The organism is Micromonospora kangleipakensis, assembly GCF_004217615.1.
Taxonomy (GTDB): domain Bacteria; phylum Actinomycetota; class Actinomycetes; order Mycobacteriales; family Micromonosporaceae; genus Micromonospora; species Micromonospora kangleipakensis.
Genome location: NZ_SHLD01000001.1, coordinates 3,666,349 through 3,691,294 on the forward strand (window position 1 = coordinate 3,666,349; position 24,946 = coordinate 3,691,294).

Here is a 24,946-nt window from a genome sequence, read left to right on the forward strand (position 1 = left end):
CGGATGACGGCAGCATGGCTGCGGCCCGCGGCGCACAGGTTAAAGATCAAGCTATGCGCCCCATCGCTACTCGTTCGGATCCGCATGTGGGGTTTTGGTTCGTGTCGCCCCACCGACACAAACCCCCACGGCGGCGGGATGGTCCTGGCCGAGGGGGTGGGGGCAATGGACTCCTTTGCTCGGCTCAGTATGCTGGCGGGGCGACCTGGGAGAACGTGGATCCGGCGGCCTGCGAGGGTCAACGCCGGTCAAGGCTGACTTGGCCGTTACGCGTTTGACCCCGCGCCAACCGCAGGGTAGACAGCAGCGTCATCCGCGACGCCGACAATTCCTTGCGGGACAGGTAGCCACGCGAGTAGCCAAGGTCGTGAACCCCGGACGTGCCCGCACCGTGGCGGACCGGTTGAGCAGCACCGGGCGGGGGTGACCCAGCGCTGCCCGCTCCTGGCAGTTTGGGGCACACAGGGGGCACAAGACACCGTCAAACGTCGTCAACCAGTGAGCAGCCGTGGCAGGCGCAGGCGTCGTGTGAGCCGGGGCCGAGGTGCGTTCCCGCTGGTTGACGGACAGCGGCTCTAAGTTCCGCCTCAACGTCTGAAAGACGGCCCTCCTCGTAGGTCACGCGGTTGCGCCACCGGTCCGGGGGTGCATCGGGCGCTCGGCGACCACGACGACCGACTCGCCCTGCATCAGTAGGACAGAGGCGTAGTGGTGCCGCAGGTCGACGGTCGTCGGTAGCTGCTCGGTTCCCCGCTCGATCAGCCGCGGGCCGAGCCGATGCCCCATGTTCCGGCTGGCGCGGTGGCGTCCAGCATCCGGACGTCACCGCGCCATCGGTTGGCGCTTCTTGTTGCAGGTCAGCACGATCAGATTGTCAGCAGGGGGCTTCTCGCCGGCCTTTGTGGACTGTTCGGTGGCTGCTCAGTTGGACGCCAGCCGTGCTGGCACGGACAGACTGCTCAGCCTTTGATCTCGCGAGGGTCGCGGCTACGGGGGTAGGTGTTCTTCTCGCCAATGGTGCCGTCTTTCTTTTTGATCACATGCTCGACGTCGCGGTCAGTCGCCGTCTGTCGGCCCGCGGCTTCCGCTTCTGCCTTGGTGTCGTGCACCGTGCTCGCGCGCTGGTTGCCCTCCGGGCGATTCTTCCACTGCCCATCCTCGTAGTACGTCTCGATGTCGCTCTTCGCCATGAGTCGTGGCCTCCCTGGTTGGCGTGGTCAGTCACGACTATCTGCCCCAGCCACATCCTCCCCCAAACGTTTGCCACACGGCTCTGCGACGACAGCAGTCGAAGGGATGCGAACGCCTTGCCTTCGCGACGGCGACCACGAAGTGTCGTAGCCCTGGGTGGCCCTTGAGGTCCCCCGGTTCTCCGGAGGGCTGATGGCCTGACGCCTGCTGGCTCAGGTTGGACGATAGCTGTCTCAGGTTGGTCGTTGTGGCAGGTGTGCCAGGCCGGCTCAGCGTGCTGCCTCGTACGCCGTCGACCCAAGCAACGCCGAGTGGCTGGTCTGCCGCATGTCAGGTTGGTGCGCCAGTACGCGGCGACCAGCTGGACCCGGTCGGTAGGTCGAGGGCCCACTGCCGCCCGGCCGGCCGTCAGCGACGGCGTCCCCGCCACGCTCGGCAACCAGACGGGCCAGCCGGAGGAACTGGGCGGGCTGCAGACCGGTGAACGGGAAGATCCACTCCGGCCGGGCTGAGGCGCTCACCTGCACCAACATATCTTCCGTGGCCGTCCTAAGGAGACAGCCGCCGGGTCACGAGACGTCCTTTAGTCTCATTCCATGGGCGTGCTGGACTGGATGCTCGATTCCGACCCCTCCATCCGGTGGCAGGCACTGCGTGATCTTGCCGATGCGCCGGCTGAGGTCGTGGCGGCGGAGCGGACGCGGGTGGCCACCGAGGGGTGGGGCGCCAGGCTGCTGGCCTTGCAGGGCGAAGACGGCCAGTGGGCGGGCGGCGCGTACTTCCCCGCACCGACCGGTGACTCCGATGCCGGCGCCCAGCCCGACGACGACGAGAGCCAGCCCTGGACCGCCACGGCGTACAGCCTCCTGCTGCTGCGTGACTTCGGGGTCGACCCGCGTAGTGACCAGGTGCGCCGGGCCGTGGCGCTGGTCAGCGACCACTGCCGTTGGGAGGAGGGCGGGCAGCCCTTCTTCACGGGTGAGGTCGAGCCGTGCATCAACGGCATGACCGTCGCGCTCGGCGCCTACTATGACCAGGACGTCGATGGCGTGGTCGCCCGGCTGCTCGGTGAGCAGCTCGAGGACGGCGGCTGGAACTGCTGGGCGGAGTACGGTTCGGTTCGCTCTTCGTTCGCGACCACGATCAACGTGCTGGAAGGGCTGTTGGCACACGAGCGCGCAACCGGTGGCTCGGCGGAATCGGTCGCGGCTCGACGCCGCGGCGAGGAGTACCTCCTCGAACGGAAACTGTTCCGGCGTAAGCGCACCGGCGAAGTGGTCGACCGGGTCTGGCTGCAGTTCTCGTTCCCGACCCGCTGGCACTACGACGTGCTCCGTGCCCTGGAGTACTTCCGGGCCGCCGGGGATCTGCCGGACCAGCGGGTGGACGAGGCGATCCAGTTGCTCCGATCCAAACAGCAGCCCGACGGCACGTGGCTGCTGGAGAACACTCATCCCGGCGAGGTCCACTTCACGCTCGAGGACGGCGACGGTCGGCCCAGCCGGTGGAACACGCTACGGGCGCTGCGTGTCCTCAATTGGTACGAGCAGACTGAAGCCAACCCCTAACGGATCAAGCGGAGCCGGATACCGGCTGCCGGCGGGTCTGATCCCACCTGATGCTTGATGAATCCGTCCCGGCAGCTGGTTGGCGCCGAAAGTGGAAAGGTACCCAGCATGACTGATCATGATTTGGTGGACCTCCGGTCGCGGGCCGCCGCCGGTGACCAGGACGCCGTCGACCAGCTCGTCGAGCTCGCGGGCGAGCGGGGTGACATGGATGAGCTGCGCCGCCTCGCCGACAGCGGCAACCGTGATGCGGCCGACGTGTTGACCGAGCTCGCCGAAGAGCAGGACGACGACAGCGAGTAGCGGACGTTGGAGCCCTGTCTTCCTGCCTGAGCGTGGGCTGGGCGGACACCCCGCAGGCGGGACACGTCGTCCGCGGTGAGCGATCGGTGGTCGGGTGGCCATGCCTCACGAACTCTTGGCGACGATGTCCACCAGGTTTCCATCGGGATCGCGCAGGAGGGCGTTGCGGTTGTTGTTGCCGGTGTCGTGTGGCGGCTGGACCGTGGGAACCCCGGCGGCCACCAGCTTCCGGTAGGCCTCATCGACGTCGTCGGTCCACACGACCAAGACCATCGCCGGGCTCCCCGGTGCAGCCTCAACCCCGTGTGCGTCCCTGGCCGCCTCGACCGTGCCGAGACCGATGGTGAACCCGTTCAGCCGGAGTTCAACGTGCTCGGGGATTCCGTCGCTCGGAGTCCGAAAGGTCTCCACGAACCCGAGGAGATCGCGGTAGAAGCGAAGCCAGCCTCGATGTCGCGAGTGTAGAGATTGACCAGCGCTGTGACGAACATGCTCAACAGAGTAGAAGCGGTCCCCGGCAGTCGCAGGCTGTCCTCGCGCGGGCGGCGGGAGCCACGTCGCTCCGCAACCGTTGGCCGGCCCGTCGTGACGGCGGGCCGGCCGCAGTGCCTGTCCGGTCAGTAGGCGTAGGTGACGGAGATGGTGGCGGCGGGGCAGTTGTTCGCCCAGTTGGTCAGGGCGCTCTTCTCGGCGCTGTCGACGGTGAGCCGCCAGCGGATCTTCACGGCGACCCATTCGTTGATGTAGCGGCAGCGGGCCGACGCGTAGGGCGGCATCCAGGTGGCGGGGTCCTGGTCACCCTTGGCCTGGTTCACGTTGTCGGTGACGGCGGCGAGGGGGCGGCTGTCGCCGAGGTCGTTGGCGTAGGCCTGGCGGCGGCTGGTGGTCCAGTTGCGGGCGCCGGAGTCCCAGGCCTCGGCGAGAGGGCCATGTGGTCGATGTCGAGGTCGCCGGTGAGCGTCCAGTAGGCGTTGTCGTAGTAGGAGTACCAGCGGCCGCCGGACAGGGAGCAGCTGGAGCCGATGGTGGGCTTGGTGGTGGCTTCGGCGATGAGGACCTCGTTGCGGGTGCTGCAGCCGTCGCCGTCGGCGTCGATCCAGTGGGGGAACAGGTCGCGGCTGTAGCCGGTGCGGACCTCGGTGGCGACGGGGAGGCTGGCGACGGCGGTGGTGAGGGAGGCGGAGTAGCTGGCGGCCCAGGCGGGCTGGGTGAGGCCGAGGGTGGCGGCCAGGGTCGCGGCGAGGCTGATGGCCGTTGCGCGCAGGGTGCGGGTCATGGTGCTCCGTCCGATGAGGAAAGCTGATGCCTGCACACATATAGACAGAGCTAGAAGTAATGGTCTAGATCCACTTCTGTGAACGGTGGATGAGCCTTTGCTGTACTCAAGCCGTCGGGGTGGGACGGGCTGTCAGGTCACCGTAGGGAGCAGGTCACGCACCGAGTCGGCGTACGGGTGCCGCATGTCGGTCAGCAGCGCGAACGCCGCACCCCAGGTGTCCCGGCATCTCGGTCGCCCGCGTCGGTCTGCACGTCGCCGAGCCGTACCAGGGTCTGCTCGATGGACCCGTTGGAGGACGTGCTGTCGCTGCTCGACGCGACGGGTCACGTGTCGACCGGTCTGTCCGCCGGAGGGCCCTGGGCGATCCGGTTTCTGCCGCCGGCCGGGGTGAAGTTCAACGCGGTCCGGCGGGGCCGCTGCTGGCTGCGGGTGGACGAGGTGCCGGACCCCGTCCGCCTCGACGCGGGCGACTGCTTCCTGCTGACCCGGCCCCTGGCGTTCACCCTCGCCAGCGACCTGGAGCTGCCGGCCGAGCCGGCGCGCCCCATCTTCGCGGCGGCCGTCGACGGTCTGGCGCGCGCCGGCGCCGGCGACGACGTGCTGCTCATCGGCGGCGCGTTCTCCTTCACCGGGCGCGCGAGAGCTGCTGCTCGACAGCCTGCCGCCGGTCATCCACGTGCCGGCCGGGACGCCGGAGGCCGCCACCGTGCGGTGGACGGTCGGGGAGATCGACGCCGAGCTGCGGCGCAAGCCGATGGGGTGCCACGCTCGTTGCGGAGCACCTCGCCGTGGTCATGCTGATCCGGATCCTGCGCCTGCACCTCGCCCACGAGCCCGGCCGGTCGTCGGGCTGGCTGGCCGGGCTGGCCGACCCCACCGTCGCGGACGCGCTGCGGGAGATGCACGCCCGTCCGGGCCATTCGTGGACCGTGGCCGAGCTGGCCCGGACCGCCGCCGTCTCCCGGTCCACGCTGGCGGCCCGGTTCAAGGACGTGGTGGGCAAGGGGCCGCTGGAGTACCTCACCGAATGGCGGATCGAGCTCGCCGCCGAGGGCGCGCTCAGCGTCGCCTTCAAACGCACCACCGGCCTCTCGCCGCGCGCCTACCGCGAGCAACTCACCCGGTCCGGCTGAGGCGCCGCCCGGCCCGCCGGTCGTCTCAGCCCAGGGCGGCCGGGTCGAACTCGCGCCGCTCCACCAGGACGAGCCAGTTCCCGGAGTTGTCGCGGGCGACCGCCTCCACCCCGTACGGCCGCTCGGACGGTTCCTGGATGAACTCCACGCCCTTGGCGCTCAGCTCCTCGTGGGTCTTGCGGCAGTCGTCCACGGCCAGGCCGAGGCCGAACATGCCGCCCTCGGCCTGGGCGCGGCGCAGCGTCTCCGCCATCTCCGGCGAGTACGGCGGACCGGGCAGGGTCAGGTGGACCTCCAGCTCCGGCTGGCTCGGGTGCATGACGGTGCACCAGCGGTAGGAGCCGTCCCCGACGGTGATGTCGGTGTGCTCGGCGAACCCGAGCACGTCGAGGTAGAACGCCTTGGCCGCGTCGATGTCCTGCACCAGCACGCTGGTGATCGAGATGTTGGTAATCATGTGACCAGGCTAGGTGCCGGCGCCCGCGTCCGGCTTCTCCTGGCTTGCGGACCCGCGCCGTTCGGCCAGGCCCCACATGAGCACGAAGCATCCCGGTACGCGGGGCGCGCCGGTCGCGGCCCAGCGCCGCTGGAACTCGCTCGGCGTCTCGCCGACCAGTTCCCGGAACCGGCTGCTGAACGAGCCGAGGCTGGCGAAGCCGACGGCGTGGCAGACCTCGGTGACGGTGAGATTGGTGGCGCGCAGCAGGTCCTGTGCGCGTTCGACCCGGCGGCGCGACAGGTGCGCGGCGGGGGAGAGGCCGTAGGTGGCGGTGAAGAGCCGCTGGAAGTGGTACTTGCTGACGCCGGCCACCGCGGCGACCGCCGCCAGGTCCAACGGTTCGGCGTAGTGACGGTCGATGTGGTCGCGGGCCCGGCGCAGGTGGACCAGCAGGTCGCCCGGGGCGCGACGGGGTGGCGCGCTCATCACCCGCGAGCTTAGGACCTGGTCGGCGGGCGAGCTCGACGGGCACCTGCCCGACGCCGCCAGCGCCGTCGAGGACGAGCACCCGCTGCCCGGCGTGCACCCGCGCCCGGTCCACCAGTCCCTCCAGGCGGTGATGAGCACCAGCGGCAGCGCCGCCACCTCCCGCGCGCTCAACGACACCGGCGCGCGGGCCAGCAGCCGGGCGTCCACGGCCGCGTACTCCGCGAGCGAGCCCTGGAGGTCGCCGACCCCGCCGGTCAGCCCGTACACCTGGTCACCCGGCGTGAAGCCGGTGACCTGCGGGCCGACCTCTTCGATGACCCCGGCGAGGTCCAGGCCGAGGACGGCCGGCAGCCGGCTGCGGGCGTGCCCGGCCCGGCCGCCCGGATCTTGGTGTCCAGCGGGTTGACGCCGCTGGCCCGGACCCGCACCAGCACCTGCCCCACGCCCGCCACCGGCTGGGCCACCTCGCGCAGGGTCAGCGGACCGCCGAACTCCTCCAACACCACCGCGCGTACGGCTTCGTCTCGTCTCGTCGCTCCCGATGAAGCGGAATTAGCGGACAAATCGTGACGTCTGGTTCGTGACCGGCGCGGCCGTCAACGCCGGTCACGAACCAGCCGAACGGCTACCGCTACGCGGCGGCGGCGGCCGGCACCCAGAGGTCGTCGATGGCGCGCTCGGCCGCCGCGAGGCTCTCCTCGGCCAGCGGGATCAGCCCGGCCATGGCGGGGTTCACCTGGGCGAGGGTCAGCTCGGCCGTGATGAAGCGGGGCTGCATGCCGGTCATCGCCAGGCCGTGCGGGAGCCAGGGCTCGGCGTGGTCCCAGCCCGCACGCGGGGTGCCCGCGCCGTAACCGCCGCCCCGGGTGGCCAGCACGATGAACTCGCGTCCGTCGAGCAGGCCGGCCTGGGTCTCCGGGTGGTACGACAGTCCGGGCGCGATGAGGTGGTCGACCCACGCCTTGACGCTGCTGGGCGCGGCGAAGTTGTAGAGGGGGAGGCCGAGCAGGACGGTGTCGGCCTGCTTCACCTCGTTGACCAGTTGCTCGGTCAACGCCCAGGATGCCCGCTGCGCCGGCGTGTGGTGCTGCGCCGGCACCATGCGGGCCAGGCCGCTGGCCTCGTCGAGGTGCGGCAGCGACTCGCGGCCCAGATCCCGGTAGGTGACCGTGCCGCCGGGGTGGGCGGCCTGCCAGGCGTCGGCCGCCCGGGCGGTGAGCCGGCGGCTCGTCGAGCGCTCGCCCTGGATGCTCGAGTCGATGTGCAAGAGGTGCGGCATTGGCTTGCCTTTCCGTTAATCATTTGTGACAGGCAAACCATTTGTACCACGCAGACTCCTGGGGAGGTCGGTAGACTTGGTCACATGCCCGCCGCACCGGTCGACCAGTCAGAGCACCGCCTGGGTCCGCTGCTCGACCACCTCGCGCGCCGGATGCGGCTGCGGGCCGAATCGGTGCTGGCGCCGCTGGGTCTGCGGCCGCGTCACCTCGTCGCGCTGACCGTGCTGCGCGCGCAGGGGGGCAGCAGCCAGCAGGCGCTCGCCGGCACCCTCGCCATGGACGGCACGAACATCGTCGGGCTGCTCAACGAGTTGGAGACGGAGCGGCTGGTCGAGCGGCGACGCTCACCGGAGGACCGCCGGCGCCACGTCGTCGAGCTCACCGAGGCCGGCGCCCGACGGCTCAGCGAGGCGGAATGCGCCCTCGCCACGGTGGAGGGGGAGGTGCTCGGCGCCCTCGACCCGGGCCAGCGCGAGACGCTCTACCAACTGCTCCAGCGGGCCGCCACCGGCACCGCCGTCAACTGCGTCGATGCGTTGGAGAGTCCGCCGGGTGACGCTGCGGCCTGCTGAGGGCTGCCGTTCACCGGTCCCGTACCGCGCGGGCGAGGGCTACGGGATCCTGGGCCCGCTGAGCCGGTAGCCGTCCTCGCTGAGGGTCCGGGTCATATGTTGCGCGTACCACTGCGGCCAGTCGGGGTCGGTCCGGCCCAACTCCTTCTCGTGCACCCCGTGCGCCTCCGAGGCGCGCTTGAGCGCGTCCAGGATGACCTCGGTGGTCGGATCCATCGCTGCTCCCTCCTCGCTGCGGCTCATCGTCCCGGAGCCCGGGTCCGGACCTCCTGCAGCAGCCACCCGTTGCCGTCCGGCGTCCGCCGGGGGCGGGACCGGCGCGCACCGCGGGAGCGGCGGGACCGTCTGACGCCACCCTAGGTCGGGGCCTCGGCGTACGGGACGGAAACGCGACTTCCCGACCGCGGTCGTGGCCTCAGCTCCGGTCGGCCTCGCGGAGCCGGCCGGCGAGATCGCGGACCGCCGCGGCGAACCGTTCGTCGGATTCGCACGGCCAGTGGCCGTGGATGGGCGGCGGGACGCTGTCGCTCGGGGGCACCACCACGTCCTCCGGGTCCCGGAGTCGGCGGTCCACCCGCTCGCTCGGGTCGGCCCCCGGCGAGGGGTCGCCGGGCCGATGGGCGGCGAACACCCAGCCGCCGATCTGGTCGGTGTCCCGCCACAGGTTCAGCCATCGCCAGTCGATCCGGGCGCCCACCTGGTGCAGCACGTCCCGGCCCAGGTACGCCGGGAAGAGCCGGGTGTACAGGCGGTCCAGCGGGGACCCGTAGGTGAGCAGCGCGACCCGGCGGCGCACCGGGGCCGGCAGTTGCAGCACGGCCGCGGCGAGCAGGACCGAGCCGTGGCTGTGGCCGGTGAGCAGGACGCCGTCGTGCTGGCTGGCCAGGTAGCAGATCCGCTTCGCCAGCTCGGGCACGGCGCGCTCCGCGTAGCAGGGCGGCGCGAACGGGTGGGCCGCCCGGGGCCAGAAGGTGCCGAGGTCCCACACCACGCCCACGTACCGGCGGAACTCGGCCGTCCGGTAGGCGAACAGGCCGCCCACCACCAGTCCGGCGATGATCCCGGCGATGAGGTAGCTGCCGAAGGTGAGCCCGAAGTTCACGAATTCCGCCGGCACGCCGAGGAACCGCTCCGCCAACGGGCCGGGCTGGTGTTCGAACAGGGCCAGCACGCTCGCGGCCAGACCGAGTGCGGCCAGGCCGGCGTACACCATGGCCAGCGGCCCGAGCCGCTCGGTGAACCGGGCGCGGGCGATGGTCCTCGCCACCCGGTCCAGGCGGTCGGCCGCCTCCGGCGGAGCGTCCGGGAAGTCCCGGGCGACGATCGCCGCGGCGGCCCGTCGCCGGCCCGGCCGGGTGAGCAGGGTGATCGCGCCGCCCGCCGCCACCGCGGCGATCGACGCCAGGAAGAACGTGAAGATCGCCCACTTGTACGCCAGGGGCGGGGGCACCAGGTCGCCGGCGCTCCGGGTGATCGCCCGCCGGTTGAGGAAGTACGCCGTCCGGTAGACCAACTCGGCGGAGAGCGCACTGGCCAGGCCCACCGCGACGGCCGCGATGACGGGCGCGCCGAGGCCGCGTAGCAGCACGGACCGGGGGTCCCGGCCGCGGCGCCGCCAGAGCGCCAGCACGGCCAGCGCGAAGAGCAACGTCATCTGCGCGACGAACGCCCAGGCGATGATCCGCATGTACCCGGGCAGTCCGGTGGAGGGCGGCCAGGGGGTTCCGTCCAGCGCGACGACCCCGAGGGTCGGCACGGTCAGGGCGCACGCGACGACGCGCGCAGTGGCGGCCGGCGGGTCCGTCGGGCTGGACGATGCCCGTTCCAGCGACGCGGGGGCACAGAGCAGCGCCATGCAGGCCGCGAGCACCGCGCCGGCGACCGCGGCCAGCGCGATCACCACGGGCGACGGTCCGCCGGCGCCCCGCGCGGCGAGGAGGGTGAGGTTCAGCACCGCGAACGCCGCGGCGACGTGGATCGCCCGCAACCGGCCCACCATGGGCATCGCGTCCCAGTGGCCGACGGCGCTGAGCCCCTCACCCTCGGGGCCGCCGCCGGGCGCCCGGAAGGCCTCGTACGGGCGGCCGGGCCGGACGCTGAGCATCCACAGCAGCCCGAGGGCGGCGACCGGCAGCACGGTGAGCACCACCAGGCGGAGTCCGACCGAGCGGCCGCCCAGCCAGGACAGCCAGACCCGCCCCTCCAGGCAGCGGGACGAGCCCATGCACTTCCAGGCGATGAGGTCGAGGGCGACGCCGGCCGCGGAGAGCACGTACACCAGGGTGAGGTTGAGCGCGATCAGCCGGCAGAGCACCTTGACCCCCGCACCGGAGCCCCGGTCCGCCGGGCGCATCCAGATCGCCACGTTGCTGAGCATGAACGGCAGCAGGAAGACCAGGGACAGCGTCCGCGCGGCCGTGCCCGACGGCAGGTCGCTCCACCGGTACGCCTCTAGCACCACGCCGCCCGGTCCGGCGCTGTCCGGGTAGTCCGGCCGGGGCCGGAAGAAGCCACCGCTGCGGTCCCCGGCCACCTGATGGACGTGCGGCCGGTCGAGCACCTGCCCGGCCCCGGCGCCCGAGACGCCGTGCACCCGCAGCTCCACGACCTCGCCCGGGACGTCCTGGCGTCCGGGCGGCGGTGACTCCTCCGACATCGGCCCGCGACCCCCGCTGCGCGGCCAGCAGCTCGTGACGGGTCGCGGACCGACGACGAGCTCTGCCGCCACCCGGCTGGCCGGGCTGACTACCCGTCCGGCGGCCCGCCAACCGCGTCCCGAGCGGTCCGGAACCGCGGTCGCCGGGGTGGGTCGCGCGACCGTGGTCACAGTGCTGGCATTCCGAGACGACCGGTCATAGTGTTACGGCGTGAGCGCGGGCCGGCCGGCCCGCCGACCGGCGGGGAGGAGTGGTTCACCGATGGGACGACCCAAGTCGCCGGCCTCCGCCGGAACCCGGCAGCGGCTCGCCGAGGCGGCGCTGGACCTGTTCCACGCGCGGGGCTACAACGGCACCAGCGTCCAGGACATCGTCTCCGCGGCCGGCGCTCCCAAGGGCACCTTCTACAACCACTTCGCCAGCAAGGAAGCGCTGGCCCTCGACTCGGTGGCCCGGTACGCGTCCGCCGTGCCGCTGGAGCTGCTCGACGAGAAGCAGGGCGGCAGTCCGCTGGAGCGAATCATCGCCCATCTCCGGCGCCTCGTCGCGATCTCCGACTCCCTCGCGGACCGCGGCTGCCTGCTCGGCAACTTCGCCACCGAGATCCCGGCGCACAGCGGCGCCGTCGCGGCCGCCGTCGACGCCGGGTTCGCCCGCTGGGTCGACGCCCTCGCCGGGGCCATCGAGCAGGCGCGGGCAGCGGGGGAGCTGCACGGGGACGAGCCGGCGGCGGCGCTCGCCGGGTTCATCGTCAACAGCTACGAGGGCGCGGTCGCGCGGGCCAAGGCCGCCGGCAGTCGCGAGCCCCTCCGGGAGTTCCTCGCCCTCACCACGACGCGAATCCTCACCTGAGCTTTCCGTTCGCCGACCGGCGCCGACCCCGCCGGTGTCCGGCACCGCCCCGTACCCATTCCGAGACGACCGGTCATACTTTCCTGTCCGGCGGCCCCGTCAACCATGAGGACCCGCATGTCCACGTACCGTGCCTTTCAGGTCACCGGAACCCAGAACTTCGCCCTGGTCGATCGGGAGGTGACCGATCCGCTGGCCGGCCAGGTGCGCCTGCGCGTGCAGGCCTGCGGGGTGTGCCACAGCGACGCCCTGGCGGCGAACGGCATCCTGCGTGCCGACCCGTCGACGCCGATCGTGCCCGGCCACGAGATCGTGGGCGTGATCGACGCGGTCGGCGCCGGCGTGACCGCCTGGCGCCCCGGCGACCGGGTCGGTGTCGGCTTCCTCAACGGCCACTGCGGCGAGTGCGACTCCTGCCGCCGCGGCGACTTCGTGAACTGCGCCGCCCAGCCGCTGACCGGCACTACCGTGGACGGTGGGTACGCCGAGGTCGCCTACGCCCGGGCGAGCGGACTCGTGCGTATTCCCGAGGGCCTCGGTGCGACGGACGCCGCGCCGCTGCTCTGCGCCGGACTGACCGTGTACAAGGCGCTCCTGCGGCTCGACGCCCGTCCCGGTGCGCTGGTGGCCGTCCAGGGCATCGGTGGCCTCGGCCACCTCGGCGTGCAGTACGCCCGCGAGCTGGGCTTCCGCGTCGCCGCCATCGCCCGCGGCGTGGAGAAGGCGCAGGTCGCAACGGAGTTGGGCGCCGAGGTCTACCTCGACAGCACCACCGAGGACGTCGGCGCGGTGCTGCAGAAGCTCGGCGGCGCGGCCGCGATCGTCGCCACCGCGGCGAGCGGAGCGTCCATGTCCGCCCTGGTCCCGGGGCTGGCCCCGCGCGGCCGGCTGGTCGTGGTGGGCGCCGGCTTCGACCCGATCTCGGTGCAGCCCGCAGACCTGATCTTCGGCACCCGGGCGATCGACGGCAGCCTGACCGGCAGCTCCATCGAGAACGAGGACAACCTTCAGTTCAGCGTGCGACGGGGGGTGCGGTCGATGAACGAGGTCCGCCCGTTCGCCGAGGCGCCCGAGGCGTACGCCCACATGCTCACCGGCCAGGCCCGGTTCCGCGTCGTACTCGACATGACCGCCTGAAACCATGACCACTGCGGTCGTCCGCCCGGCGGGGCCGGGCGGACGACCGCGGCGTGGGCTCCTCGCCAGCGGGCGGACGCTGCTACGGTTGATCGCGAGTGATCGGAACAGGGAGACCAGACATGGCGGGCGACGACGACATCTCCGGGTGACACCGGACCGGCCCACGGCAGGCGCGCCTCGGCGCAGCCGCCGTCGCGCCATGCCGCCGTTCCACGAGCCCTGTTCCCCGCCGGGCCGCCCTGAGGCGCGCCCGTATCACCACGAGGACGCCACATGTCCGACGCATTCATCATCTGCTCGAACCTCTCCTTCTCCTGGCCGGACGACACCCCGGTCTTCACGGACCTCTCCTTCAGCGTCGGCGCGGGCCGCAACGGCCTCGTCGCGCCCAACGGCGCCGGCAAGACCACCCTGCTCAAGCTGATCGCGGGCGAGTACCGGCCCACCGGGGGCAGCGTCTCCGTCGAGGGCGTCCTCGGCTACCTGCCGCAGGACCTGCCGCTGGACGGGGGCCGGAGCGTCGCCGAGGTGCTGGGGATCGCCGACCGGCTCACGGCCCTGCACGCCATCGAGTCCGGGGACGCGAGCGAGGAGCACTTCGCCACCCTCGGCGACGACTGGGACGTCGAGGAGCGCAGCCACGCCGAACTGGACCGGCTCGGCCTCGGTGACGTGCCGCTCGACCGGCGGCTGCACACCCTCAGCGGCGGCCAGGTCGTCGCCCTCGGGCTGGCCGCGCAGCTGCTGAAGCGCCCCGACGTCCTGCTGCTCGACGAGCCGACCAACAACCTCGACCTGGACGCCCGCCGCAAGCTGTACGCGGTGCTCGAGGAGTGGGCCGGCTGCCTGCTGCTGGTCAGCCACGACCGGGCGCTGCTCGACCGGATGGACCGGATCCTCGAAATCGACCGGGGCGGGGTCCGTTCCTACGGCGGGAACTTCACCGCGTACGAGGAAGCCGTCCGCGCCGCGCAGGACGTCGCGGAGCGCAACGTCCGCAACGCCGCGCAGGAGGTCAAACGGGAGAAGCGGGAGATGCAGCAGGCGCGGGAGCGGGCCGAGCGCCGGGCCAGCAACGCCTCGCGCAACCTCAAGAACGCCGGTCTGCCGAAGATCTTCGCCGGGACGATGAAGCGGGGCGCCCAGGAGTCGGCGGGGAGGTCGAGCGAGACGCACGCGGCGCGGGTCAGCGAGGCGCGGGCCCGGCTCGACGCGGCGGGCCGTGCCCTGCGCGAAGAGCAGAAGATCACGCTGGAGCTGCCGGACACCAACGTCCCGGCGGGACGGACGGTCTTCCTCGGCGAACGGATGCAGGTGCACCACGGCGAACGGGCGCTCTTCGCCGGCGACGGCGTCGACCTGGTGATCCGGGGGCCGGAGCGGATCGCGCTGACCGGGCCGAACGGCGCCGGCAAGTCGACCCTGCTGCGGCTGATCCACGGTGACCTGACGCCGGAGGGCGGCCGGGTCCAGCGGGCCGACGGCCGGGTCGCGTACCTGTCCCAACGGCTGGACCTGCTGGACCTCGACCGTACGGTGGCGGAGAACCTGGCCGCGTTCGCGCCCGCGATGCCCGACGCGCAGCGGATGAACCTGCTCGCCCGGTTCCTGTTCCGGGGCTCCCGCGCCCAGCTCCCGGTCGAGGCGCTGTCCGGAGGGGAGCGGCTGCGCGCCACCCTGGCCTGCGTGCTCTGCGCCGAACCGGCGCCGCAGCTGCTGCTGCTCGACGAGCCGACCAACAACCTGGACCTGGTGAGCGTCGGTCAGTTGGAGAGCGCGCTCGGCGCGTACCAGGGGGCGTTCGTGGTGGTCAGCCACGACGCGCGGTTCCTGACGGAGATCAAGGTGGAGCGCTGGCTGCGGCTCGACGAGGGCGGGCTGCGCGAGACGGGCGCACCCGACGCGGACTAGCCCCGACAGGAGGCCGGGACGGGCCTTCGCCCCTGGCGTCGCCGACCACTCTGGGGCACGCTGACCGGTATGGGGACGTGCGTCCGGTCGGCGAACGGACCGGATCGGCCACGGAGGTGCTGGTGGCGGCGATCCCGTCCGAGACGCTGGCCGCGTACACGGCGCTGGTCGGCATCGTCCTCGCCGCCGACGTCGGCGCCGGGTACGGCGCGTTCCGGTGGTCGGCGTACGCGATCTTCGTGGTCCTCGCGTTCCTCGCGCCGTCCGCCGGCTACCACCGGAAGGTGACGTCGCCGCAGAGCCCGCCCGACGCCGACCATTGCCGGTTCCCCGTCCTGGAGTGCGCCGCCCCGGCTCACTCCGGCTCGGGGGCGGCCGGGGGCATCGCCAGCGCGAGGGTCAGGTCGAGCACGGTGGCCGGGTCGTGGAGGCGGTCGCCGTACAGCTCGCGCAGCTGGCCCATCCGGTAGCGCACCGTCTGCGGGTGCACGAAGAGGTCGGCCGCCACGTCGTCGCGCCGGCCCTGGTGCAGCAGCCACGACCGCAGCGTCTCGGCGAGCCGGTGCGCGGTCGCCGGCGGCAGCGACTCCAGCGGCTTCAGCGCCTGGGCCCGCAGGTCGGCCAGCCCCTCCGGGTCCATGCTGAGCACCAGCTCGGCGAGGTGCTCCTCGGTGTCCACCGGCCCGGTGTCGGGCCGGCCGAGGCCGAGCGCCAGCGCCCGCGTCGCCCGCTGGTAGGAGGCGGCCACCCGGCTCCACGGGCGCGCCGGGCCGAGCACCGCCCGGTGCCCCCGCAGCACCCGGGCGAGCTGCCGGCGGCCGGCGCCGTGCGCGTCCGGCACCAGCAGCACGGCCAGCTCCTCGGCGAGGTCCACCCCGGGCAGGTCCTCCCCGCTCTCCAGGGTGTGCGGGCTGAGCAGCGCGAGCACCGCGCGCAGGTTGCGGCGCGGCAGCAGTACGACGGTGAGCGTCTGCGGCGGCGGCCAGTCCGCCCGCTCGGCGCTGCGGCGCAGGGTCTCCTCGGGCTCGCCGGCGAGCAGCTGCTGGGTCAGCCGTTCCAGGTAGCGGCGCTGGACCCGGCCGGCGCTGGCCAGCTCGTCGGCGTGCCCGGCCACGCTGGCGGCGGAGAGCTCGTCGATGTAGGCGAACATCAGCTCCGCGAACTCGGCGACCGTCTCGGCGGCCAACCCGCTGCGTACGGTGGTGGTGGAGACCTCCCGCCACGCCACCCGCGCCCCCACCCGGTACGCGGCCAGCAGCGCGTCCATGCTGCGGCCGGAGCGTGCCTCCCCGCTGCCGAGCGCGTACGCGGCCTCCAGGGCCGGGGTCAGCGGGGTGCTCGGGTCGGCGGACTGGGCCTTCTCGACGAGCTGGAAGAAGGTGCCGAGCGCGATGCGTACCGCGTTCTCGATCTTCTCCCGCATGGTGCCGGTGAGGGCGCCGGAGTAGCCCGGCACCTCGCCGGTGATCGCGCTGACCGTCCGCTCCGCCATCACGGGGAGGCGGTCGCGGAGCCGGGCGGCCACCCGCTCGTCCAGTTCGAGGCGGGCGGCGCGTCGGCTCGTCCCGGACTGGTCCGACATGTTGTTCTCCCCGAACAAAAAGCTGCGGCTGATTCACCTTTGCCGGTCAAGATGTTATGCGATTGCGCGGCCACCCTGGTCATATGACCACAACTGTCCCGCGATCCCCCGCGAAGGTCTCCTTCCGGGACAGGCTGCGGCGGCTGGCCGAAACGGTCACCACCCCGCTGCTGCCGGAGGACTACCTCGACCTGGTCGCGCCGCTGCGCGCCGGCGCCGCCCTGCGCGGCCGGATCGTCGCCGTGCGGCCGGAGACCCCGGACGCGGCGACCGTGGTCATCCAGCCCGGCCGGGGCTGGCGCGGCCACGTCCCCGGACAGTACGTGCGCCTCGGCGTGGACGTCGACGGGGTCCGCCAGTGGCGGGCGTATTCGGTCACCTCGGTGCCGGGCGGTCGGGACGGCCGCCTCGCGATCACCGTCAAGGCGATCCCGGACGGCAAGGTCAGCAACCACCTGGTCCGCCGCGCGCGGGCCGGGACGATCGTCCAGCTCGACCAGGCCCAGGGCGACTTCGTGCTGCCCGAGGCGACCCCCGAGCGGGTGCTCCTGCTCACCGCGGGCAGCGGCATCACCCCGGTCATGGCGATGCTCCGCGCCGGCCTGCACACCCGGGCCGACGTGGTCCTGGTGCACTCCGCGCCCACCCCGGACGACGTGATCTTCGGCGCGGAGCTGCGGGCGCTCGCCGAGCGGGGCGCGCTGCGGCTGGTCGAGCGGCACACCGACACCGACGGGCTGCTCGGCGTGCACGAGCTCGACGACCTGGTGCCCGACCACCTCGACCGGGAGACCTGGGCCTGCGGGCCGGTCGGCATGCTCGACGCGGTCGAGGGGTACTGGGCGTCCAGGGGTCTCGCCGACCGGCTGCACACCGAGCGGTTCCGGCCCACGGTGATCTCCCCCGGGGAGGGTGGCACGGTGACTTTCACCGGATCCGCGGTGACGGTCGAGGCCGACGGCGCGACGCCGATCCTTGAGGCCGGCGAGAACGCGGGTGTGCTGATGCCTTCGGGCTGCCGGATGGGCATCTGCTTCGGCTGCGTCCTCCCGCTTCGCCAGGGCGCCGTCCGCGACCTGCGCAACGGCGACCTCACCACCGCCGTTCCCGGCGACGGCGTGCTCATCCAGACCTGCGTGTCGGCGGCGGCCGGTACCTGCGACATCGAACTCTGACAGGAGGCCGACGTGACCGTCATCCAGAAGAAGGCCGTCAACCCGATCGCCCACCTCAGCGCCGAGGACATCGAGATCATCGGCAAGGAGCTGGACGCCATCCGGGACCGGGTGATCGCCGACCGGGGGGAGCGGGACGCCCACTACATCCGCAAGGTGATCAAGACCCATCGGACGCTGGAGCTGAGCAGCCGCGCGGTGCTGCTCTTCTCCTTCTTCCCGCCGGCCTGGATCGTGGGCACCGCCGGCCTCGCGGTGGCGAAGATCCTGGACAACATGGAGATCGGTCACAACGTCCTGCACGGGCAGTGGGACTGGATGCGCGACCCGAAGATCCACTCCACTACCTGGGACTGGGACCACGTCTCCCCGCCCGACCAGTGGCAACACTCGCACAACCAGCTGCACCACCGGTACACCAACGTGGTCGGCAAGGACAACGACCTCGGGTACGGCATCATGCGCGTCGACGAGGACCAGCCCTGGCACCCGGTCCACCTTGGCCAGCCGCTGTGGAATCTGATCAACGCCTGCTTCTTCCAGTACGGCATCGCCGCGTACGACCTGGAACTGGGCCACAACCTGCGCGAGGGCCGGCACAAGGCCCCGGAGTTCCGGGCCCGGGCCCGCGCGGTCGGTCGCAAGATCCGTCGCCAGGTGCTCAAGGACTACATCGTGCACCCGCTGCTGTCCGGCCCGTCCTTCCTCAGCACCCTGGCGGCCACCTTCACCGCGAACCTGATCCGCAACGTGTGGAGCCACTCGGTGATCATGTGCGGGCACTTCCCGAACGGGGTGGAGACCTTCGAGAAGACCTCCATCGAGGGCGAGACCCGGGGCGAGTGGTACCTGCGGCAGATGCTCGGCTCGGCCAACATCAGCGGCAGCAAGCTGATGCACATCATGACCGGCAACCTGTCGTTCCAGATCGAGCACCACCTCTTCCCCGACCTGCCGAGCAACCGCTACCAGGAGATCGCCCCGCAGGTCCGCGCGCTCTTCGACCGGTACGGGCTGAAGTACACCACCGGCCCGCTGCCCAAGCAGGTCGCCTCCGCCTGGTGGAAGGTCATCCGGCTCTCGCTGCCGAACCGCCGGACCGACCGGCGGCAGCCGGTGGCCCCGGCGCTGGCCTCCTCCGGGGCGGCCTGACCCGTCGCCCGACCCGGGACCGCTCGCACCGCCGGCCCGGCCGACCCGACGCCGATCTCTCGGTGTCCGGGCCGGCCGGGCCGGCGTCGTTCCGGCCGGTGCGCGTGGTCCGCTACCGCCGGGCGGCGGCCGTCACGGGTTGACGAAGTCCCGCACCTGGCCGTAGATGGTGGCGTCGTTCTGGAGGCTGGTGTGGAAGACACAGGCCGTCTGGGTGTTGCTGGCGCCGGAGAGGATCGTGCTGTCCACCGGGTTGATGACCCCGTCGCAGCGGGAGCGCCAGGTGCCGTAGACGAAGGCGCCGGGCGTCTCGTCGCCGGAGTTGAGGGTGGCGAGGAAGGTCGAGCCGACCCGCATCTCCAGGCAGGCGGTGCTGACGCAGGTGTTCGCCGAGCTGGTGCCGTGGTTCGGGCCGCCGAGGGAGACCCAGCGGTCGACCTTGCCGCTGCCGGCGAGGTTCTTCAGGTAGTAGCGGGACGACAGCCCGCCCATCGAGTGGGTGACGATGTCCACCCTGGTCGCACCGGTGGCGGCCAGCAGCTTGTCGACCTCCTGACTGACCGTCTGCGCCGTGGTGGCGTTGGACTGGCTGGTGTTGTAGGAGAACGCGCGCAGGTGGCTCGACGGCCACCCGTCGGCCCGGAAGCGGCTGATCATCGTGTTCCAGGTGGAGGCGCTGCTGTTCCAGCCGTGCACGAACAGGATCGGGTTGCTCGGCGGCGTGTACGAGGCGGCCAGCGCGGGGGAGGGGAGGCCGACCAGGGTCGCGGTGGCGACCATGAGGGCGAGCAGCCATCTGGTCAGGAGCGATGTCACGGGGGTGGGGTCCTTCCGGGGGAGACGGGCGAGGCGCCGCCGGCCGACGGGCCGCCCACGAGCCGTCCACGTGCCTGTTCGGCACCTCGGAGGGGGGTACGACATGGGTTCGGGGGGACCCACGTCGTCCGAGGTGGGCGAATGTTACCGACGGGTTGCCTTCGGATGTCAATACATCGATGAGAGGTCGCGCCCGTTGCCCGGGCGGCGGCGAGCGGTGGCGACCGTCGGGGGTGGCTGGCAGACTTTCGGAAGGTCACCGCCGGCGGAGGGACGTGGGTCCATGACGGAGAACGGGCACGACCTCCGGCCGGGCGCCGACAGCTACCCCCTGTTCGGGGCCCGGGTCACCCTCGTCGACGCCGCCGGGCTGCTCGCCGCGGCCGGGGCCGGCCCGGTCGAGCTGCTCGCCGACGCCGACTTCCCCGCCCCGGTGCGCGCCGTCCGGCTCACCGTGCGGGCCGCCGACGGCACGTACCGCTTCGACGCCGAGGTCCGCACCTCCGCCGGCCGCGCGGTCGGGCTGCTGGCCCTGGGCGTCGCCGGCCCGGCCGGGGTGCTGCTCGCGCGCCGGCTGGCCAGCACCGACCCGACGTCCGGCGGGGTCCTCGCCGAGGCGTCGCGCCGGCTCGGGCTCCGGCCCGCCGGCGCCGGCACCGGGGCGGACCTGGCCGGGGCCGCGGCGCTGCGCGAGGCCGCCGCGCACGGCCTGCACCCCGAGCTGACGTACGACGAGGGTGCCGACGGCGGACGGACGGTGACCCTGCGCGCGGCCGTGCCCAGCGCCGAGGCCGGCCCGGCTCAGCTGCGGGCGATGGTGGGCCTGGTGCTGCACGTGGTGCGCGAGCTGGTCGGGGAGGACGCGCTGCGCGACCGGTCCTACACGGTGGGCCGGCGACCCGCCCCGGCGGCGGCGTCGGTCGTGCCGCGCTCCGAGGCGGTCACCCTGGACCAGGTGGGCGGCCTGGCCGAGGTGGTCGCCCGGTTCCGGGAGATCGCGGTGTCCTTCCGCCACCCGCAGGTGATGGCCCGCTGGGGCGCCCGCCGCCCGCAGGGCATCCTCATGTACGGCCCGCCCGGCACCGGCAAGACCATGCTGGCCCGGGCCCTGGCCAACGAGATCGGCGCCGACTTCACCGAGATCCGCACCCCGGAGATCCTCGACAAGTACCTGGGCGGCTCGGAGCGCAACATCAAGCAGATCTTCCGGGAGGCCCGCCGCTACCGGCGGCCCACCGTGATGCTCTTCGACGAGTTCGACAGCATCATCAACTACGCCGGGGCGGGCGGGGACGCCGCCAGCCAGGCGGTCAACGCGGTCGCCGGCATCTTCAAGCAGGAGATGAACACCCTGTTCGAGGAGAACCCCGACGTCATCGTGGTCGCCACCACCAACTTTCCGCAGCGGGTGGACGCCTCGCTGATCCGCTCCGGACGCTTCGACATCAAGCTCGCCATCCCCGCCCCGGACGAGTCCGGTCGCGCCGAGATCATCACCAAGATGATCCGGGAACTCATCGCGCGGCACGAGGGGCCCGGCTTCCGGATGTTCGCCGCCGACGTCGACCCGGCCGAGCTGGCCGCGCTCACCCCCGGCCTGACCGGCGCCGACATCCGCGAGGTGCTGCGCCGGGTGCAGCTGGCCAAGGCGATGCGGGAGGCGACCGAGGGTGCGCCGGCCGGCCCGATCAGCCAGGATGACCTGCGAGAGGCCGTCGCGGGGCTGCGCCGCGGCTGAGCCGGCCCGACGGAAGGAGACCCCCGTGTCGTCCACCCTGCTGTCCCGTCGCGACCTGGCGTTCCTGCTGCACGACTGGCTCGACGTGACCCGGCTGACCGAGCGGCCCCGCTACGCCGAGCACTCCCGGGAGACCTTCGACGACGTGCTGGACCTCGCCGCCCGGGTGGCCGCCGAGCACTTCGCCCCCCACAACCGGGCCGCCGACACCGCCGAACCGACCTTCGACGGGCGCCGGGTGCACACCATCCCGCAGGTCAAGGCGGCCCTCGACGTCTTCGCCCAGACCGGGCTGCTGGCCGCCAGCCTGGACGAGTCGATCGGCGGGATGCAGCTGCCGCACGTCGTCTCCGCCGCCTGCTTCGCGTGGCTCCAGGCGGCCAACGTCGGCACCGCCGCCTACCCGTTCCTCACCCTGGGCAACGCCAACCTGCTGCTCACCCATGGCAGCGCCGAGCAGATCGACACCTGGGTACGCCCGATGGTGGAGGGGCGCTTCTTCGGCACCATGTGCCTGTCCGAGCCGCAGGCCGGCAGCTCGCTCGCCGACATCACCACCCGGGCCGAGCCGCAGCCCGACGGGACGTACCGGCTGGTCGGCACCAAGATGTGGATCTCCGGGGGCGACCACGAGCTGGCCGAGAACATCGTCCACCTGGTGCTGGCCCGGATCCCCGGCGGCCCGCCCGGGGTCAAGGGCATCTCGCTGTTCATCGTGCCCAAGGTGCTCCTGGACGCCGACGGCGCCCTCGGGCCGCGCAACGACGTGGTGCTGGTCGGCCTCAACCACAAGATGGGCTACCGGGGCACCACCAACACCCTGCTCAACTTCGGGGAGGGGGTGCACCGGCCGTACGGGCGGGCCGGCGCGGTCGGTTACCTGGTCGGGCAGCCGCACCAGGGTCTGGCGCAGATGTTCCACATGATGAACGAGGCGCGGATCGGCGTCGGCGCCGGCGCGACCGCGCTCGGCTACACCGGCTACCTCAAGTCCGTCGCGTACGCCCGCCAGCGCCCGCAGGGCCGGCCGCTCGTCGACAAGGATCCCACCGCCCCGCAGGTGCCGATCGTCGCCCACCCGGACGTCCGCCGGATGCTGCTGGCCCAGAAGAGCTACGTAGAGGGCGCGCTCGCCTTGATCCTCTACTGTGGCCGACTGCTCGACGAGGAGAAGACCGCCCCCGTCGAGGGCGACCGCAATCGCGCCCACCTGCTGCTGGACATGCTCACCCCGGTCGCCAAGAGCTGGCCGTCGCAGTGGTGCCTGGCCGCCAACGACCTGGCCATCCAGGTGCACGGCGGGTCCGGCTACACCCGCGACTACGACGTCGAGCAGCACTGGCGGGACAACCGGCTGAACCCGATCCACGAGGGCACTCACGGCATCCAGGCGCTGGACCTGCTCGGCCGGAAGGCCACCATGCAGGGTGGCGCCGGGCTGGCGCTGCTGCTGGAGACGATCGGCGCGACGGTCAGCCGGGCCTGGAAGGCCGAGGGGGAGGCGGCCGAGCTGGCCGCCCAGCTCGGCGTGGCGGTGGACCGGGTCGGCGTGGTGACCCGCCGGCTCTGGGCCACCGGCGACCCGGAGCTGGCGCTGGCGAACGCCAGCGTCTACCTGGAGGCGGTCGGCCACGTCGTGATCGCCTGGATGTGGCTGGAGCAGCTGCTCGTCGTCGAGGCAGCCGGTGCCCCGGACGGGCCGGACGCCGACTTCCTCGCCGGCAAGCGCCAGGCGGCCCGGTACTTCTTTCGCCACGAGCTGCCCCGCACCGGACCGCAGTTCGACCTGCTGGAGAGCCTCGACCGGACGACCCTGGACACCCGGGAAAGCTGGTTCTGACCGACCGCCGGGGCGTGCCCGGCGGCCCGGGACGGACCGCCGGGGCGTCCGCCGGCATCGTCCACCGGGCGGCGGGGAGCCGCGCGCCGCCACGCCGCGCGCCGCGCGCCAGCCCAGCACGCCGGCCCGGCCCGGTCAGTCCCCGGCGAGCAGCCGGTCGCGGACCTCGCGGCGGAGCACCTTGCCGATCTGGGACCGGGGCAGGTCCTCCACCACGACGACCCGGCGGGGCACCTTGTAGCCGGCGAGGTGCTGCCGGCAGCCGGAACGGACGTCTTCGGGGGCGGTGACGGCCGCCGGGTCCAGCACGACCACGGCCACGACCTCCTCGCCGCCGCGCTCGCCGGGCAGGCCGACCGCCGCCGCGTCGCGCACCCCCGGCACCCGGCGCAGCGCCTCCTCGACCTCGGACGGGTAGACGTTGAAGCCGCCGGTGATGATCAGCTCCTTGATCCGGTCCACCACGGTGACGAAGCCGTCCGGGTCCATCGTCACCACGTCGCCGGTACGCAGCCAACCGCCCGGCAGCAGCACCGCCGCCGTCTCCTCGGGGCGTCCCCAGTAGCCGGCGAAGACCTGCGGGCCGCGGACCAGCAGCTCACCGGCCTCGCCCGGGGGTCGGTCCCGGGTCGGGTCCTCCGGATCGACGATGCGGATCTCGGTGGACGGGAAGGGCACGCCGACGGTGCCGGGCCGGCGGGCCGGGGAGACCGGGTTGCCCAGGGTGATCGGGGAGCTCTCGGTCATGCCGTACCCCTCGACGAGCAGGCCGCCGGTGACCGACTCCCAGAGCTCCACGGTGGCCGGCGGCAGCGCCATCGCCCCGGAGATGGCGTACCGAACGGAGCTGAGGTCGATGTCGCGCTCTCGGGCGGCGATGGCGAGCCGCTCGTAGATCGGCGGCACGGCGGGCAGGAAGGTCGGCGGGCGGCGGCGTACCGCGTCGAGGACCTGCTCGAGGTCGAACCGGGGGAAGAGCACCAGGGTGGCGCCGATCCCCACCGAGAAGGTGAGGCACAGCGTCAGCCCGTACGCGTGGAAGAGCGGCAGGACGGCGTACACCGTCTCCTCGCCGTCGCGCAGGCCCGGCACCCAGGCGCGGCCCTGCGCCGCGTTGGCCCGCAGGTTGCGGTGGGTGAGGATGGCGCCCTTCGGGGTGCCGGTGGTGCCGCCGGTGTACTGGAGCAGCGCGGTGTCGTCCGCGCCGGGCGCCGGATGGTCGGCCGGGAGGGGGCCGGCGGCGGCGACCAGCTCCGCCCAGGAGATCGTGCCGGGCGCCGGCGCGGTCATCGCGGCCCGGGCGGCGCGGGCCTTGCGCAGCGGCAGCCGCAGCGCCCAGCGCTTGAGCGGGGGCAGCGCGCCGGTCAGGTCGACCGCGACGACCGTCTCCACCGACCCGCGGCCGACGACCAGCGGGGCGACCTTGTCCCAGACCACGGCGACCCGGGCGCCGTGGTCGGTGAGCTGGTGCTCCAGCTCCTGCGCCGTGTAGAGCGGGTTGTGCTCGACCACCACCGCGCCGAGGCGCAGCACCGCGTAGAAGGCGACGACGTGCTGGGGGCAGTTCGGCAGGACCAGCGCCACCCGGTCGCCGCGCGTCACGCCGAGCCGGCGCAGCGCCTCGGCGGCCCGGGCGACCTGGGCGGCCAGCTCGGCGTACGTGGTGGTGGCGCCGAAGAAGTCCAGCGCCACCCGGGAGCCGAACCGCCGGCCGGCGTCGGTCAGCAGGTCCACCAGCGATTCCGCCGAGGTGGCGATGGTGGCCGGCACGCCCGGGGCGTAGCTGCGCGTCCAGGGCCGTTCCGCGGTCGCGTCCATCGCCGTCTCTC

General features: G+C 72.6%; 23 protein-coding genes and 2 pseudogenes. 11 read left to right on the top strand and 14 right to left on the bottom strand.

Annotated elements, in window-relative coordinates:
• Positions 1 to 618 precede the first annotated feature (618 nt).
• From EV384_RS34875 to EV384_RS17600, 3 genes and pseudogenes are all read right to left on the bottom strand, one after another.
• Positions 619 to 786, bottom strand: coding sequence for a site-specific integrase (locus EV384_RS34875; protein WP_165439832.1), 168 nt, complete (start codon positions 784 to 786; stop codon positions 619 to 621).
• A gap of 173 nt (positions 787 to 959) precedes the next feature.
• Complete coding sequence (locus EV384_RS17595; protein ID WP_130334742.1) at positions 960 to 1,190, bottom strand: DUF2188 domain-containing protein; 231 nt, start codon at positions 1,188 to 1,190, stop codon at positions 960 to 962.
• A 329-nt stretch (positions 1,191 to 1,519) separates the two neighbouring features.
• Positions 1,520 to 1,724 (bottom strand): annotated as a pseudogene (locus EV384_RS17600) (IS5/IS1182 family transposase); the annotation flags it as partial.
• Positions 1,725 to 1,787: 63 nt separating this feature from the next.
• Here EV384_RS17600 and EV384_RS17605 point away from each other — a divergent pair.
• Together EV384_RS17605 and EV384_RS17610 are read left to right on the top strand one after the other, a co-directional pair.
• A complete protein-coding gene (locus tag EV384_RS17605) occupies positions 1,788 to 2,759 on the top strand; it encodes a prenyltransferase/squalene oxidase repeat-containing protein (protein WP_130334744.1) in 972 nt (323 codons plus the stop codon).
• A 108-nt stretch (positions 2,760 to 2,867) separates the two neighbouring features.
• Complete coding sequence (locus tag EV384_RS17610) at positions 2,868 to 3,062, top strand: hypothetical protein (RefSeq protein WP_130334746.1); 195 nt, start codon at positions 2,868 to 2,870, stop codon at positions 3,060 to 3,062.
• Positions 3,063 to 3,167: 105 nt separating this feature from the next.
• Here the strand turns inward: EV384_RS17610 and EV384_RS36755 are convergent, their stop codons facing one another.
• A complete protein-coding gene (locus EV384_RS36755; RefSeq protein WP_130334748.1) occupies positions 3,168 to 3,797 on the bottom strand; it encodes a VOC family protein in 630 nt (209 codons plus the stop codon).
• Positions 3,680 to 4,378 (bottom strand): HNH endonuclease family protein, encoded by a 699-nt coding sequence (locus EV384_RS17620; protein ID WP_341273635.1) that lies wholly within the window; start codon positions 4,376 to 4,378, stop codon positions 3,680 to 3,682. The genes EV384_RS36755 and EV384_RS17620 overlap by 118 nt, the downstream gene beginning before the upstream one ends.
• Positions 4,379 to 4,620: 242 nt before the next feature.
• Here EV384_RS17620 and EV384_RS37305 point away from each other — a divergent pair.
• Positions 4,621 to 5,474 (top strand): annotated as a pseudogene (locus tag EV384_RS37305) (AraC family transcriptional regulator).
• A 25-nt stretch (positions 5,475 to 5,499) separates the two neighbouring features.
• Here the strand turns inward: EV384_RS37305 and EV384_RS17630 are convergent.
• The 4 genes from EV384_RS17630 to EV384_RS17645 all read right to left on the bottom strand — a co-directional run bounded on the left by EV384_RS17630 (position 5,500) and on the right by EV384_RS17645 (position 7,681).
• Positions 5,500 to 5,931 (bottom strand): VOC family protein, encoded by a 432-nt coding sequence (locus tag EV384_RS17630; protein WP_130334750.1) that lies wholly within the window; start codon positions 5,929 to 5,931, stop codon positions 5,500 to 5,502.
• A 9-nt stretch (positions 5,932 to 5,940) separates the two neighbouring features.
• Entirely contained in the window at positions 5,941 to 6,753 is an 813-nt protein-coding gene (locus tag EV384_RS36080) for a helix-turn-helix domain-containing protein (protein WP_423202965.1), read from the bottom strand.
• Entirely contained in the window at positions 6,657 to 6,908 is a 252-nt protein-coding gene (locus EV384_RS35435; RefSeq protein WP_242624126.1) for a hypothetical protein, read from the bottom strand. Before EV384_RS35435 ends, EV384_RS36080 begins: the two co-directional genes overlap by 97 nt.
• Positions 6,909 to 7,033: 125 nt before the next feature.
• A complete protein-coding gene (locus EV384_RS17645) occupies positions 7,034 to 7,681 on the bottom strand; it encodes an FMN-dependent NADH-azoreductase (protein WP_130334754.1) in 648 nt (215 codons plus the stop codon).
• Between the two features lie 84 nt (positions 7,682 to 7,765).
• On the opposite strand from EV384_RS17645, the gene EV384_RS17650 reads away from it, so the two are divergent.
• Complete coding sequence (locus EV384_RS17650; protein WP_130334756.1) at positions 7,766 to 8,254, top strand: MarR family winged helix-turn-helix transcriptional regulator; 489 nt, start codon at positions 7,766 to 7,768, stop codon at positions 8,252 to 8,254.
• Positions 8,255 to 8,293: 39 nt separating this feature from the next.
• On the opposite strand, the gene EV384_RS34885 is transcribed toward EV384_RS17650, so the two are convergent.
• On the bottom strand, positions 8,294 to 8,470 hold the full coding sequence (locus EV384_RS34885) for a hypothetical protein (RefSeq protein WP_165439973.1): 177 nt from the start codon (positions 8,468 to 8,470) through the stop codon (positions 8,294 to 8,296).
• 199 nt (positions 8,471 to 8,669) lie between these two features.
• Positions 8,670 to 10,910 (bottom strand): hypothetical protein, encoded by a 2,241-nt coding sequence (locus EV384_RS17655; RefSeq protein ID WP_130334758.1) that lies wholly within the window; start codon positions 10,908 to 10,910, stop codon positions 8,670 to 8,672.
• A 262-nt stretch (positions 10,911 to 11,172) separates the two neighbouring features.
• Between EV384_RS17655 and EV384_RS17660 the strand changes: the two genes are divergently transcribed.
• The 3 genes from EV384_RS17660 (at position 11,173) to abc-f (ending at position 14,814) form a co-directional block, all read left to right on the top strand.
• The gene (locus EV384_RS17660; RefSeq protein ID WP_130334760.1) at positions 11,173 to 11,763 is read left to right on the top strand and encodes a TetR/AcrR family transcriptional regulator; all 591 of its coding nucleotides are present in this window, start codon (positions 11,173 to 11,175) and stop codon (positions 11,761 to 11,763) included.
• 117 nt (positions 11,764 to 11,880) lie between these two features.
• Positions 11,881 to 12,900 (top strand): alcohol dehydrogenase catalytic domain-containing protein, encoded by a 1,020-nt coding sequence (locus tag EV384_RS17665; RefSeq protein WP_130334762.1) that lies wholly within the window; start codon positions 11,881 to 11,883, stop codon positions 12,898 to 12,900.
• Between the two features lie 276 nt (positions 12,901 to 13,176).
• Positions 13,177 to 14,814 carry a ribosomal protection-like ABC-F family protein gene (gene abc-f / locus EV384_RS17670; RefSeq protein ID WP_130334764.1) on the top strand — a complete coding sequence of 546 codons (1,638 nt, stop codon included), beginning with the start codon at positions 13,177 to 13,179 and terminating at the stop codon, positions 14,812 to 14,814.
• 355 nt (positions 14,815 to 15,169) lie between these two features.
• Here abc-f and EV384_RS17675 read toward each other — a convergent pair whose 3' ends face one another.
• Positions 15,170 to 16,396, bottom strand: a complete 1,227-nt coding sequence (locus EV384_RS17675) for a PucR family transcriptional regulator (RefSeq protein ID WP_130334765.1) — start codon at positions 16,394 to 16,396, stop codon at positions 15,170 to 15,172.
• Positions 16,397 to 16,479: 83 nt separating this feature from the next.
• Here EV384_RS17675 and EV384_RS17680 point away from each other — a divergent pair, with 83 nt between their 5' ends.
• Together EV384_RS17680 and EV384_RS17685 are read left to right on the top strand one after the other, a co-directional pair.
• Entirely contained in the window at positions 16,480 to 17,571 is a 1,092-nt protein-coding gene (locus EV384_RS17680) for a ferredoxin reductase (RefSeq protein WP_130334767.1), read from the top strand.
• Between the two features lie 12 nt (positions 17,572 to 17,583).
• A complete protein-coding gene (locus EV384_RS17685; RefSeq protein ID WP_130334769.1) occupies positions 17,584 to 18,723 on the top strand; it encodes a fatty acid desaturase family protein in 1,140 nt (379 codons plus the stop codon).
• Positions 18,724 to 18,855: 132 nt separating this feature from the next.
• Here EV384_RS17685 and EV384_RS17690 read toward each other — a convergent pair whose 3' ends face one another.
• Positions 18,856 to 19,539, bottom strand: coding sequence for an esterase/lipase family protein (locus tag EV384_RS17690; RefSeq protein WP_242624127.1), 684 nt, complete (start codon positions 19,537 to 19,539; stop codon positions 18,856 to 18,858).
• A gap of 283 nt (positions 19,540 to 19,822) precedes the next feature.
• Here EV384_RS17690 and EV384_RS17695 point away from each other — a divergent pair, with 283 nt between their 5' ends.
• Together EV384_RS17695 and EV384_RS17700 are read left to right on the top strand one after the other, a co-directional pair.
• The gene (locus EV384_RS17695) at positions 19,823 to 21,277 is read left to right on the top strand and encodes an ATP-binding protein (protein WP_130334771.1); all 1,455 of its coding nucleotides are present in this window, start codon (positions 19,823 to 19,825) and stop codon (positions 21,275 to 21,277) included.
• A 25-nt stretch (positions 21,278 to 21,302) separates the two neighbouring features.
• Positions 21,303 to 23,117 carry an acyl-CoA dehydrogenase gene (locus EV384_RS17700; RefSeq protein WP_242624128.1) on the top strand — a complete coding sequence of 605 codons (1,815 nt, stop codon included), beginning with the start codon at positions 21,303 to 21,305 and terminating at the stop codon, positions 23,115 to 23,117.
• Between the two features lie 135 nt (positions 23,118 to 23,252).
• Here the strand turns inward: EV384_RS17700 and EV384_RS17705 are convergent, their stop codons facing one another.
• Positions 23,253 to 24,935 carry a long-chain-fatty-acid--CoA ligase gene (locus EV384_RS17705; RefSeq protein WP_130334775.1) on the bottom strand — a complete coding sequence of 561 codons (1,683 nt, stop codon included), beginning with the start codon at positions 24,933 to 24,935 and terminating at the stop codon, positions 23,253 to 23,255.
• Between the last annotated feature and the right edge of the window lie 11 nt (positions 24,936 to 24,946).